Origin of the sequence: Ehrlichia japonica, from assembly GCF_000632845.1 — a bacterium.
Lineage (GTDB): Bacteria > Pseudomonadota > Alphaproteobacteria > Rickettsiales > Anaplasmataceae > Ehrlichia > Ehrlichia japonica.
On sequence record NZ_CP007474.1, the window covers coordinates 43,980 to 56,761 of the forward strand.

The following is a 12,782-nucleotide window of genomic DNA, read 5'->3' on the forward strand; positions in this document are numbered from 1 at the left end:
TGTAAAATTGTAATAATGGGGTGTACCTTGTTCTAAACACCTTGTGTGTAAAAATAGTAAAAGAATATAATGGATTTTGCTTTAGTAAGTTTTGTCCCCCCCCCCCCTATTATTGCTACATTCTTTTGCCACTATTTTCTTTTTTTGTCTGCAGCAATAATGAAAATAATTTTAGATCATTTTTAACATGTGGCAACAACAAAATTAGAAGCTAAACCTTCCTCCAAGTTCTATTCCAAAATGACATACACTTAGTGTTACTATTGCCATATCTGGAGTTGCCGTTGATGAAGCAAACGCTTTAAGGGTAGGGATGTCTTTAAATTCACTTCCTATAACTTTATGAAAATGCCCACCAACAAATACAGAAGCTTCAGGACTTATAGAATAACTTAAGCCTAATTTTCCTTGATAAGAAATTTTAGGATTTGTAGTTTCAAACATAGATACTAAATCAGTACCAATACCTGCACATATGTAAGGAGAAAAAGGTATTCCATCTGTTATTATATCATAGCACGCATTTAGCATAAATGATATATCAAGTAATCCTTCGCTTTTTAGTAGAACGTAGGTATTTGCTTTCGCTTTACCAGAATTATCTTGTTGACCTAAAGCACAGTATTTATGAGCATCGTTTTTATAATTATTACCCTGATTTTTAACATCAAATGTTTCATAAGACACTTCAAACTCTACTCTTGGACCACCCATTGAGTAACCAATAGCTCCTGCAAAACCCAAGAAGGGGTTATTTTCATATTTAAATGAATAACCTTTATTATTAAAATCATTATCATTATGTGCTGATGCTCTTACACCTTCCCAATTTTGTTTTAACCCGTATAATGCTACAGTAGGATTTTTTTCCTCTTTAGCTGAAAATACTCCAAAGTGAGAAGCACTTGGCATATATTTTCCACTAATATAGAAGTTACCATTAGTGCTACTATCCTGTACTGGATCAGAGAATGACACTCCGGGTAGAAAGGACATTAATGATATTAATGCTGTTGTTATAAAAATTTTTTTGCAATTCATATTACACACCTAAAATAGTGAAAATAAGCTAACAATAGTGGAAGTATAAGGTAAATGCAAGCTAGAAGGTAACTTTTTACGAAAAATATCTGTGATTATTGTAAGAAAAATTTAATATATTATGTAAAATTGTAATAATGGGGTGTACCTTGTTCTAAACACCTTGTGTGTAAAAATAGTAAAAGAATATAATGGATTTTGCTTTAGTAAGTTTTGTCCCCCCCCCCCCTATTATTGCTACATTCTTTTGCCACTATTTTCTTTTTTGTCTGCAGCAATAATGAAAATAATTTTAGATCATTTTTAACATGTGGCAACAACAAAATTAGAAGCTAAACCTTCCTCCAAGTTCTATTCCAAAATGACATACACTTAGTGTTACTATTGCCATATCTGGAGTTGCTGTTGATGAAGCAAAAGCCTTAAGAGTAGGGATGTCTTTAAATTCACTTCCTATAACTTTATGAAAATGCCCACCAACAAATACAGAAGCTTCTGGACTTATAGAATAACTTAAGCCTAATTTTCCTTGATAGGAGATTTTAGGATTTGTAGTTTCAAACATAGATACTAAGTCAGTACCAATACCTGCACATATGTAAGGAGAAAAAGGTATCCCATCTGTTATTATATCATAGCACGCATTTAGCATAAATGATATATCAAGTAATCCTTCGCTTTTTAGTAGAACATATTTGTTTGCTGTAGCGCTGCTGCTGGTAGCTTGTTGATCTAAAGCACAGTATTTATGGGCATCGTTTTTATAGTTATTACCCTGATTTTTAACATCAAATGTTTCATAAGATACTTCAAACTCTACTCTTGGACCACCCATTGAATAACCAATAGCTCCTGCAAAGCCCAGAAAGGGGTTATTTTCATATTTAAATGAATAACCTTTATTATTAAAATCATTATCATTATGTGCTGATGCTCCTACACCTGTCCAATCTTGTTTTAACCCGTATAATGCTGCAGTAGGACTTTTTTCCTCTTTAGCTGAAAATACTCCAAAGTGAGAAGCACTTGGCATATATTTTCCACTAATATAGAAGTTACCATTAGTGCTACTATCCTGTACTGGATCAGAGAATGACACTCCAGGTAGAAGGGACATTAATGATATTAATGCTGTTGTTATAAAAATTTTTTTGCAATTCATATTACACACCTAAAAATAGTGAAAATAAGCTAACAATAGTAGAAGTGTAAGGTAAATGCAAGCTAGAAGGTAGCTTTTTACGAAAAATATCTGTGATTATTGTAAGAAAAATTTAATATATTATGTAAAATTGTAATAATGGGGTGTACCTTGTTCTAAACACCTTGTGTGTAAAAATAGTAAAAGAATATAATGGATTTTGCTTTAGTAAGTTTTGTCCCCCCCCCCCCTATTATTGCTACATTCTTTTGCCACTATTTTCTTTTTTTGTCTGCAGCAATAATGAAAATAATTTTAGATCATTTTTAACATGTGGCAACAATAAAATTAGAAGCTAAACCTTCCTCCAAGTTCTATTCCAAAATGACATACACTTAGTGTTACTATTGCCATATCTGGAGTTGCCGTTGATGAAGCAAACGCTTTAAGGGTAGGGATGTCTTTAAATTCACTTCCTATAACTTTATGAAAATGCCCACCAACAAATACAGAAGCTTCAGGACTTATAGAATAACTTAAGCCTAATTTTCCTTGATAAGAAATTTTAGGATTTGTAGTTTCAAACATAGATACTAAATCAGTACCAATACCTGCACATATGTAAGGAGAAAAAGGTATTCCATCTGTTATTATATCATAGCACGCATTTAGCATAAATGATATGTCAAGTAGTCCTTCACTTTTTAGTAGAACGTATTTATTTTGTGTAGGTTTGGTGGTGCCATCTTGTTGGGTTAAAGCGCAGTACTTATGGGCATCATTTTTATAATTATTACCCTGATTTTTAACATCAAATGTTTCGTAAGACACTTCAAACTCTACTCTTGGACCACCCATTGAATAACCAATAGCTCCTGCGAAGCCTAAAAATGGGTTATTTTCATATTTAAATGAATAACCTTTATTACTAAAATCATCATCACTATGTGTTGATGCTCCTACACCTGTCCAATTTTGTTTTAACCCATATAATACCACAGTAGGATTTTTTTCCTCTTTAGCTGAAAATACTCCAAAATGAGAAGCGCTTGGCATATATTTCCCGCTGATATAGAAGTTACCATTAGTGCTACTATCCTGTACTGGATCAGAGAATGACACTCCGGGTAGAAAGGACATTAATGATATTAATGCTGTTGTCATAAAAATTTTTTTGCAATTCATATTACACACCTAAAATAGTGAAAATAAGCTAACAATAGTGGAAGTATAAGGTAAATGCAAGCTAGAAGGTAACTTTTTACGAAAAATATCTGTGATTATTGTAAGAAAAATTTAATATGTTGTATTATTTGCATAGAAAGGAAAAGTGTACTTTCTTACTAAAGCAACATACTAAGGTATTCATGGTAAGAATGAAACACCTTCCATAACAAAAAACAGAAACACACAAGGGAAAACTTGAAATAACTTCATATTTTCCCTATGATATGAATTGCTAAGTTTTTTACTGTTTATTATGTGTAACAGTAAATAAATAAAACTAGAAGGTGAATCTCACTCCAACTTCTCCGCCAAAGTATCCAGTGTCAAGAGTTACTGAAGCGGATGTAACTTGAGGAGCTTCACTTAATACTACAGGTGTTATTACAGGTATCTTGTTAAACTGATTTCCTATAACTCCATGATAATATCCTCCGATAAATGCAGAAACTTCCGGTGTAATCGGATAACTAACACCTATTTTTCCTTGATAAGCAAATTTTAGGTTAAAATCTTTAAATATACTTATAAGGTCTGCTCCTATACCTGCACATGCATATGGTATAAAAGGTACTCCTTCAGCTGTAATATCATAACAAGTATTAATCATTAACGACATGAAAGTTATACTCTCGTTTTTAAGTACCACGTATTTCAGATCTGCTATTGCATCTTCACGAGATAACCCAAAATACTTGTAGTAATCACTACTATCACTGTCATTACTGTCAGGATTTTTTGCATTAAATTGTTGGTATGCAGTTTCAAGTTCTATTCTTGGTCCATCCATAGCATAACCAATACTTCCTGAGAACCCTGATATTAAGTTATTGTGAAACTCAAAAGCTGGATCTGTTGTGGTGAAATCACTATGAGTAATTATAATTCCATTTTTCTTTAGTCCAATAACTTTTTTAGTAAGAGAAGTTGTTCCATTAATAGGAGTTTCTTGAGCTGAAAATTTTCTAAAATGTGATATGCTTGGATTATACTTTACGCTAATATAGAAGCCTTCTTTGCTATCATTGATTCCTGTATCATTGGAAGTTACAGGATCTGCAAAAGACTGGTACGGTAAGATTGACATTAATGAGATTAATGCGCTCCCTACAAAAATTTTCTTATAATTCATGTTAATAAACCTTTTATAAAAGATAATCAAAATTTAAGAATAATAAAAGAAGTAAAGAAAAGCAAGTCTAGAATGTAAAATTTCTTTTAAATTTACAATAAAAGTAATTGATATTTAAAGTAATTAGAGAAAATTTTTTAATAAAATTTGTAATAGATTGATTAATTAATAAAGATATTATTAAATTATACTTTTATTACATCATATATTTATTGTTGTAGGAAACAAATTTAATACTTTATGCGTAATCTATTAATAGCGGTTATACCCTATAAGTAAATCTATTATCCTGATTCTTTACATTAGAATATATATTAATAAAGATGGAATAGTAAATTAATCAAAATTTATTCTAGCAAGGCAAAGTATGACTTAATTAGTAGGTGCTATTTGGAATTTTAGGAAAGATCTTTAAAAATATGTACTTTATAACTTAAAGCTTTTTATTAATGGGATATAATTTTATTATTAATTTAAAACTAGAAAGCCTATTTATACTTTATTTTTTATTGTTAGAGTTAACCATTGAATAATGGAAAACACTATTTAGCGTGTTTTCTCATTATTTCAATAGTTAAATTAGAATGTAAATCTTATGCCAGCTTCACTGCCAAAATATGCAACATCAAGTGTAGCAACTGCAGATGTAACTTTAGGAGCTTTTTCTAAATCGTAAACGTATTGAACATTCAAATTTTTAAACTGATTGCCTATTACTTGGTGATAATATCCGTTGACAAATAGATTAATTTTAGGGAATAACTGATAGCTAATACCTAACTTACTCTGATAAGCAAATTTCACATGTAAAACATCAAAAAATTCTATGGCATTTATACCCATTCCTACACATATGTAAGGTGAAACCGATAACTCATCTAGAGAAAAGTCATAGCAAACGTTGACTATTGTGGCTAAAATAGATAGACCATCATTTTTCATTACAGTATGGAAAACACCTGGTGTGGGAGGGGGGGAAGAGGAAGATGAACTTTTATTTTTTGGCTGAAATTTAGTAGCTTCTAAGTCACGTGCTAAAGCAAAGTAACGGTAAGCATCCTTTACTTTTGTATAGCCTCCAGGGTTTTTTACATCAAATTTTTCATAAAACCCTTCTACTTCAATTCTTGGGCCTTCAGAAAAGGAATAACCAATAGCTCCATTGAAATTAACAGCATTGTCTTGGAATTCTACAGTATAAGGAATGTTGAAATGCTCTGGTTTACTAATACCTTTGTCAGCATTACTAGCATCAATTTCAACAGAATCAATGTCTTTTTTAAGAGCTATAAGCTGCTTCGTAGCAACATTTGTTTCTTTTACTGAGAAATTGCTAAAAACAGAGACACTAGGTTTGTATTGTCCACTAATATATAGTCCAAAATGTTTTTCAATTTTACTATTTACAGTTTCTGAAAACGATATGTTAGGTGATGATAATAAACATACCAATGCTGTACTTATCGCAATAAATTTGTTCTTCATGAAATTTCCTGTATTTAATTAAATTAGAATATAAACCTTGCTCCAACTTCGCCACCAAAGTATGCAACATCAAGTGTAGCAACTGCAGATGTAGTCTTAGGAGGATTTTGCAATACATAAACGTGTTGAACATTCAAATTTTTGAATTTATTGCCTAGTACTTTATGATAATAACCATCAGCAAATAGGCTCACATTAGAAGATAATGAATAGGTAATGCCTACCTTACCTTGGTGCGCAAACTTAATATGCAATGCATCAAAGAACTGTATAGCATCTACACCCATACCTATACACATATAAGGTGATATTGGCAAACTACCTAAAGTAAAATCATAACAACCATTGATCATTCCAGATGAAATGGATAGCCCATCATTTTTCATTACAGTGTAATAAACCCCATTTGGATCAGTAGAAGTTTCTTTGTTTTTTGGTTGAGTTTTACCATCTTCTGTATTACGTGCTAAAGCAAAGTAGCGGTAAGCATCTTTTATTGCTGTATAACCTCCAGGGTCTTTGGCATCAAATTCTTCATAAGAACCTTCTAATTCAATTCTTAAGCCTTTATAGAAGAATCCAACTGTTCCGCTAAAATTAGCAACATTATCCTGAAATTTTGGCATGTAAGGAAGGGTAAAATTGTCTGTCTTACTAAGCCCTTTGTTAGCATCTTTATTAATCTCAACAGAATCAATATCTTTTTTCAAAGCTATCAACTGTTTTGTAGGGACATTTGTTTCTTTTACTGAGAAATTACTAAAAACAGAAACACTGGGCTTATATTGTCCACTGATGTATAACCCAGATCTGTTGACATTACTATTTATATTTTCTGAAAACGATATATTAGGTGATAGCAATAAGTACATTAATGCTGTACCTGCTGTAATGAATTTATTTTTCTTACTCATGGAATTCCCGTATTTAATTACAATTTAAAGTATAAACCTTACTCCAACCTCACCACCAAAGTATCCGATATTGAGTGTAGCAACTGCTGATGTAACTTTAGGTGCATCATTAAGATCAGCTACGTGCTGAACATTTAGATTTCTAAATTGGTTACCTATTATTTGATGATAATAGCCACCGGCGAATAAGCTAATGTTAGAAGATAATGAATAAGTGATGCCTAATTTGCTTTGGCAAGTAAGTTTAATGTGCAATGCATCAAAAAATTCTATAGCGTCTACGCCTATACCGCCACATATATAAGGTGATACTGAGAAATCATCTAGAGAAAAATCATAGCAACCATTAATTATAACAGACGTTATGGATAGGCCATTATTCTTCATTACAGTGTGATAAATACCAGTAGATTTCTCTTTGGGTTGGTTTGTTGCATCACTTTTCAGTTCACGTGCTAAGGCAAAATACCGAAAGGCATCATTTAATGTATAACCTCCAGGGTTTTTAACATCAAATTCTTCATAAGATCCTTCTATTTCAATTCTTGGGCCTCCAGAAAAGGAATAACCAATAGTTCCATTAAAATTAACAGCATTGTCTTGAAATTCTACAGTATAAGGAGTGTTGAAATGATCTGGTTTACTAATACCTTTACTAGCATTGCTGTCAAGCTCAACAGAATCTATATCTTTTTTAAGAGCTATAAGTTGCTTTGTAGGAACAGTTGTTTCTTTGACTGAGAAATTACTAAAAACGGAAACACTAGGTTTATATTGTCCACTAATATATAATCCAGAATATTGTTCAATACTATTGTTTATAGTTTCTGAAAAAGATATATTAGGTAGTGATAACAAATACACTAGTGCTGTGCCTATCACAATAAATTTGTTTTTCTTGCTCATAAAATTTCCTGTATTTAATTAAATTAGAATATAAACCTTGCTCCAACTTCACCGCCAAAGTATCCGACATCTAGTGTAGCAACTGCAGATGTAGCCCTAGGAGGATTTTGCAATGCATAGACGTGTTGAACATTCAAATTTTTGAATTTATTGCCTAGTACTTTATGATAATAACTATCAGCAAACAAATTCACATTAGACGATAATGAATAGGTAATGCCCACTTTACCTTGATGTGCAAACTTAATATGTAATGCATCAAAGAACTGTATAGCATCTACACCCATACCTATACATATATAAGGTGATATTGGCAAACTACCTAAAGTAAAATCATAACAACCATTGATCATTCCAGATGAAATGGATAGCCCATCATTCTTCATTACAGTGTGATAAATCCCCTGTGGCGTAGTAGAGGATTCTTTGTTTTTTGGTTGAATTTTATTAGTTTCTGTATCACGTGCTAAAGCAAAGTAGCGGTAAGCATCTTTTATTGCTGTATAACCTCCAGGGTCTTTGACATCAAATTCTTCATGAGAACCTTCTAATTCAATTCTTAAGCCTTTATAGAAGAATCCAACTGCTCCGCTAAAATTAGCAACATTATCTTGGAATTTTGGCATGTAAGGAAGGGTAAAATTATCTGGCTTATTAAGCCCTTTGGTAGCATCTGTACTAACCTCAACAGAGTCAACATCTTTTTTCAAAGCTACCAACTGTTTTGTAGGGACATGTGTTTCTTTTACTGAGAAATTACTAAAAACAGAGACACTGGGCTTATATTGTCCACTGATGTATAACCCAGATTTGTTGACGTTACTATTTATATTTTCTGAAAACGATATATTAGGTGATAGCAATAAGTACATCAATGCTGTACCTGCTGCAATGAATTTATTTTTCTTACTCATGAAATTCCCGTATTTAATTATAATTAAAATGTAAACCTTACTCCAACCTCACCACCAAAGTATCCGATATTGAGTGTAGCAACTGCAGATGTAAAATTAGGAGCACTATCTAAATCAGCTACATGTTGAACATGTAAATTCTTGAATTTGCTATCGATTACTTTATGATAATATCCATCAAGAAATAAACTAACTTCAGGGGATATTGAATAACTGAGACCCATTTTACCTTGGTAAGCAAGCTTAACGTGTAAGTCATTGAAAAATTCTATAAAGTCTCCTCCTATTCCTGCGCATATATAAGGCGTTACTAGTATACCATCTGGCTCAAAATCATAACAGACATTTAGCATAACAGATGAAATTGACAGCCCATCGTTTTTCATTACAGTAAACTTTCCATTCTGAGGATTAGTGTTGTCCACAGCACGTGCTAGAGCAAAATACCTGTATGTATCTACAACAGATCCTTCAGGATTTTTAACGTCAAATTCTTCATGAGAAGCTTCTACTTCAATTCTTAATACTTTAGAATATGAATATCCTATAGTTCCACTAAAACTAATAGCATTATCTTGAAATTCTGCAATGTAAGGAAAATTAAAATTTGTATTACTAGCAATATTAGTGCTATTGATAGCACTGAGGTCTTTTTTTAATCCCACTAATCGAACAGTATTGAAATTTGTTTCCTTAACTGAGAATTCGCTAAAATGAGAAACTGCTGGTCTGTATTGTCCTCCAATATACAACCTAGGTTTGAAATAAGTGTAATTGCTTGTATTTTCTGTAGAAAATGCATTAGATAGCAATAATAAATTTGCTATGAATGATACACCTATTGTAAAAAAGCTTTTTTTATTACTCATAATATTCCTTTAAAATGTGAGTCTAACTCCAATTTCGCCACCAAAATAACCAATGTTAAGTGTAGCTACTGCATATACAGGTTTAGGATCTGTAGATAGATCAACTACATGTCGGACATTTAGGTTATGAAATTGATTGCCTATAACCTTGTGATAATATCCGTCAATAAATAAACTTGCTTTAGTAGATAAATAATAATTAAGACCTAACTTACCTTGGTATGCTAATTTGATATGCAATGCATCAAAAAACTCTATAAAATCTCCACCGATGCCAGCGCATACATAAGGTGATATTTCTAAATCTTTTAAAGAAATATCATAGCAGCCATTAAACATAACGGAAGCAATAGATACACCGTCATTCTTCATAACAGTGAATTTTCCACTAGTAGGAGTATTAGGAGTATCAGCTGAAACTTCTCTGGCTAATGCAAAATATCTATAAGTGTCTTTTACTGTACAATCTCCAGGATCTGTAACATCAAATCTCTCGTAAGAACCTTCAAGCTCAAATCTCGGACCTGTAGAATCAGAATAACCAATTGCTCCACTAAAGCTAGTTATGTTATTTTGAAATGTCACTTTATAAGGAACATTAAAATCTGTATTAGTGTTCAACCTATCAGTAGAGATAGCAGAATGTTTTAACCCTATTAATCGAACCGTATCATGATAAGTTTCTTTAACTGAGAATTTGTTGAAATGAGAAATTCCTGGTTTATACTGCCCGCTTATATATAATCCGGAAGATTGACTGGTAACATTATTGTTAACTTCTGAAAAAGATATACTAGGCAACAGCAATAGGTAAGCTAAAGTTGTCCCTAGTGTAATAAATTGTTTTTTATTCATAAAACTCCTTAAAATATAAACTTTAACCCAAATTCACTGCCAAAATACTCAATATTAAGAGTAGCGACTGCAGAAGTAGCCTTAGGTTCTTTAGTAAGATTTACAACATGCTGAACATTTAAATTTTTGAATTGATTGCCTATTACCTTATGATAATATCCATCAGCGAATAAAATAATATTAGAAGATAACGGATAACTAATGCCTAATTTCCCTTGATAAGCAAATTTAAAACGTACAGCATTAAAAAATTCTATCATATCCCCACCAAACCCTGCACATATGTAAGGTGATATCTTTAAATTATTTAAAGAGAAGTCATAACAACCATTAATTATAATAGATGCAACAGATAAACCGTCATTTCTTATAACAACGTATGTGCCTGTGTCAGGATAACTTTGGTTGCTGCTTGTTGCAGCTACCCTTGCTAAAGCAATGTACTTGGCTGCTTCATTTATTGTATAATTGCCAGAATCTTTAATGTCAAATTTCTCATAAGATCCTTCTATTTCAATTCTTGGTCCTTTTTGAGCAACATACCCAACAGCCCCATTAAAGCTAAGAGCATTACCTTTGAATTTGGCATTATAAGGAATATCAAATTTTGTATGTGTTTTTATGTCACTTGTGATGGAATTAGCATTTTTTTGTAATCCAAATAACCTTTGAGTACCGATATAAGTTTCTTTGACTGAAAAATTACTAAAATGAGAAACAGTAGGTTTATATTGTCCACTAATATATAATCCAGTATGTTTAATATTCTCAGGAATATTATTTGATTCTGAAAAAGATTGGATAGGTAAGTATGACACTAGACATACTAGTGCTAACCTTACTATAGAAAACATTGTTTTACTACTCATAAGAACTTTCCTTATTATTTAATATATTTCTTACTCGAGCTCTATCACCAAAACCTCTAATACTAGGTATGGATGTTACTACTAGAGTATTTTTATTATGTTGATTTATAAGGTGGCTACCATCAATTCCTAACTTATATTGATAAATAAGAATCATATATAAAGCATCAAGGAAGTGAGAATTTTTGATAGTAGCAATGCGTGTGTAGTATGATGTTTCAATGTTTCTCAGAGTGCCATGCAAAATCTTGAGTATGATACCATAAGGACTTTTAATACAGAAAAATACCCTATAAAAAGTTTGTAATTTTTGATGAAATTTTAGAGATTCGCTACCTAGGGACAACTTAGTATTATTAAAGCTAGTAATAACATCTTCAACATTTGTTAACTTTTTTGTGTTAGCATTAAAAATATTAACCTTATAAAACCCGATAGCGTGTATAATAAAATTTTTAATGCTACTGCTCATACCCACAAGCATTAGAAAAATGTAAATATAAGAAACAAATAACAAAAGTATTAAAACATACCTTACTGTAATAAATTTTTCTTTATGTATCATAAGAAGATTACCCTGTTATATTATTAAAATATAAACCTTACTCCGGCTTCACCACCTAAATAAGCAACATTGAGTGTAGCTACTGCAGAAGTCACTTTGGGGAATTGAGTGAGTGCAACAACATGATTAACATTTAAATTTTTAAATTTATTTCCTATAACTTTATGATAATACCCATTGGCAAATATGTTAATTTTAGAAGATAAGTGATAGTCGATACCTAGCTTACCTTGATAAGCAAATTTAATGTGCAAAGTATCAAAAAATTCAATAAAGTCCTCACCGATACCTGCACATATATAAGGTGATACAACTAAATTATTGAAAGATAGATTATAACAGCCATTAATCATAATTGATGTAATATACATACCATTGTTTTTCATAACTGTGTATTTACCAGTCTCAGGGTTATTACTGTTCATATTACGTGCTACAGCGAAAAACCTAAAAGCATCCTTTAACGAAGAATCTTTAGGATCTTTAACATCAAATTTTTCATAAGAACCTTCGATTTCAAATCTTAGTCCATCTGGATAAGAATATCCAATAGCTCCACTGAAGCCTGTAACATTATCTTGAAATTTTACAGTATATGAATCTTGAAAATTTGTATTAGTTGCAAGAGCAATAGAAGTTGCATCTTTTTTATATCTTACTAATTGTTTGGTAGTATTATTGGTTTCTTTAACTGCAAAATTAGTAAAATGAGAAACTCCTGGTCTATATTGTCCTGCGACATATATACCACTAGTATTGCCCTCTATATTATGATTTACATCTGATAAAGATTCAATAGATAAAAATGACAGTAGAGATGCAAATACTGTTCCTATTATAATAAAGTTCTTGTTATTCATAAAAAAT

General features: G+C 31.5%; 13 protein-coding genes. All 13 read right to left on the bottom strand.

The window, feature by feature from the left end; translation table 11 throughout:
• Positions 1-204: 204 nt before the first annotated feature.
• Complete coding sequence (locus EHF_RS00220; protein WP_044193922.1) at positions 205-1,041, bottom strand: P44/Msp2 family outer membrane protein; 837 nt, start codon at positions 1,039-1,041, stop codon at positions 205-207.
• A 325-nt stretch (positions 1,042-1,366) separates the two neighbouring features.
• Positions 1,367-2,203 (bottom strand): P44/Msp2 family outer membrane protein, encoded by an 837-nt coding sequence (locus tag EHF_RS00225; protein WP_044193924.1) that lies wholly within the window; start codon positions 2,201-2,203, stop codon positions 1,367-1,369.
• A gap of 327 nt (positions 2,204-2,530) precedes the next feature.
• Positions 2,531-3,367: a P44/Msp2 family outer membrane protein gene (locus EHF_RS00230; RefSeq protein WP_044193926.1), complete on the bottom strand. Its 837-nt coding sequence runs from the start codon at positions 3,365-3,367 to the stop codon at positions 2,531-2,533.
• Positions 3,368-3,686: 319 nt separating this feature from the next.
• Positions 3,687-4,538 carry a P44/Msp2 family outer membrane protein gene (locus EHF_RS00235; protein WP_044193928.1) on the bottom strand — a complete coding sequence of 284 codons (852 nt, stop codon included), beginning with the start codon at positions 4,536-4,538 and terminating at the stop codon, positions 3,687-3,689.
• Positions 4,539-5,117: 579 nt separating this feature from the next.
• Positions 5,118-6,023, bottom strand: a complete 906-nt coding sequence (locus EHF_RS00240) for a P44/Msp2 family outer membrane protein (RefSeq protein ID WP_044193930.1) — start codon at positions 6,021-6,023, stop codon at positions 5,118-5,120.
• 23 nt (positions 6,024-6,046) lie between these two features.
• Complete coding sequence (locus tag EHF_RS00245; RefSeq protein WP_044193932.1) at positions 6,047-6,937, bottom strand: P44/Msp2 family outer membrane protein; 891 nt, start codon at positions 6,935-6,937, stop codon at positions 6,047-6,049.
• 24 nt (positions 6,938-6,961) lie between these two features.
• Positions 6,962-7,843, bottom strand: coding sequence for a P44/Msp2 family outer membrane protein (locus EHF_RS00250; protein WP_044193934.1), 882 nt, complete (start codon positions 7,841-7,843; stop codon positions 6,962-6,964).
• A gap of 23 nt (positions 7,844-7,866) precedes the next feature.
• The gene (locus EHF_RS00255) at positions 7,867-8,757 is read right to left on the bottom strand and encodes a P44/Msp2 family outer membrane protein (protein WP_044193936.1); all 891 of its coding nucleotides are present in this window, start codon (positions 8,755-8,757) and stop codon (positions 7,867-7,869) included.
• Between the two features lie 23 nt (positions 8,758-8,780).
• On the bottom strand, positions 8,781-9,626 hold the full coding sequence (locus EHF_RS00260) for a P44/Msp2 family outer membrane protein (RefSeq protein ID WP_044193938.1): 846 nt from the start codon (positions 9,624-9,626) through the stop codon (positions 8,781-8,783).
• A 9-nt stretch (positions 9,627-9,635) separates the two neighbouring features.
• Positions 9,636-10,481 carry a P44/Msp2 family outer membrane protein gene (locus EHF_RS00265; protein ID WP_044193940.1) on the bottom strand — a complete coding sequence of 282 codons (846 nt, stop codon included), beginning with the start codon at positions 10,479-10,481 and terminating at the stop codon, positions 9,636-9,638.
• 8 nt (positions 10,482-10,489) lie between these two features.
• Positions 10,490-11,350 (bottom strand): P44/Msp2 family outer membrane protein, encoded by an 861-nt coding sequence (locus EHF_RS00270; RefSeq protein ID WP_044193942.1) that lies wholly within the window; start codon positions 11,348-11,350, stop codon positions 10,490-10,492.
• Entirely contained in the window at positions 11,343-11,822 is a 480-nt protein-coding gene (locus EHF_RS04515; RefSeq protein WP_156928246.1) for a hypothetical protein, read from the bottom strand. The genes EHF_RS00270 and EHF_RS04515 overlap by 8 nt, the downstream gene beginning before the upstream one ends.
• 116 nt (positions 11,823-11,938) lie before the next feature.
• A complete protein-coding gene (locus tag EHF_RS00280) occupies positions 11,939-12,775 on the bottom strand; it encodes a P44/Msp2 family outer membrane protein (protein WP_044193944.1) in 837 nt (278 codons plus the stop codon).
• Positions 12,776-12,782 lie beyond the last annotated feature (7 nt).

What these genes read in the sequence shown, in the direction of transcription:
- EHF_RS00220 (WP_044193922.1), bottom strand. Translation starts at nt 1,041, where the DNA reads ATGAATTGCAAAAAAATTTTTATAACAACAGCATTAATATCATTAATG.
- EHF_RS00225 (WP_044193924.1), bottom strand. Translation starts at nt 2,203, where the DNA reads ATGAATTGCAAAAAAATTTTTATAACAACAGCATTAATATCATTAATG.
- EHF_RS00230 (WP_044193926.1), bottom strand. Translation starts at nt 3,367, where the DNA reads ATGAATTGCAAAAAAATTTTTATGACAACAGCATTAATATCATTAATG.
- EHF_RS00235 (WP_044193928.1), bottom strand. Translation starts at nt 4,538, where the DNA reads ATGAATTATAAGAAAATTTTTGTAGGGAGCGCATTAATCTCATTAATG.
- EHF_RS00240 (WP_044193930.1), bottom strand. Translation starts at nt 6,023, where the DNA reads ATGAAGAACAAATTTATTGCGATAAGTACAGCATTGGTATGTTTATTA.
- EHF_RS00245 (WP_044193932.1), bottom strand. Translation starts at nt 6,937, where the DNA reads ATGAGTAAGAAAAATAAATTCATTACAGCAGGTACAGCATTAATGTAC.
- EHF_RS00250 (WP_044193934.1), bottom strand. Translation starts at nt 7,843, where the DNA reads ATGAGCAAGAAAAACAAATTTATTGTGATAGGCACAGCACTAGTGTAT.
- EHF_RS00255 (WP_044193936.1), bottom strand. Translation starts at nt 8,757, where the DNA reads ATGAGTAAGAAAAATAAATTCATTGCAGCAGGTACAGCATTGATGTAC.
- EHF_RS00260 (WP_044193938.1), bottom strand. Translation starts at nt 9,626, where the DNA reads ATGAGTAATAAAAAAAGCTTTTTTACAATAGGTGTATCATTCATAGCA.
- EHF_RS00265 (WP_044193940.1), bottom strand. Translation starts at nt 10,481, where the DNA reads ATGAATAAAAAACAATTTATTACACTAGGGACAACTTTAGCTTACCTA.
- EHF_RS00270 (WP_044193942.1), bottom strand. Translation starts at nt 11,350, where the DNA reads ATGAGTAGTAAAACAATGTTTTCTATAGTAAGGTTAGCACTAGTATGT.
- EHF_RS04515 (WP_156928246.1), bottom strand. Translation starts at nt 11,822, where the DNA reads ATGAGCAGTAGCATTAAAAATTTTATTATACACGCTATCGGGTTTTAT.
- EHF_RS00280 (WP_044193944.1), bottom strand. Translation starts at nt 12,775, where the DNA reads ATGAATAACAAGAACTTTATTATAATAGGAACAGTATTTGCATCTCTA.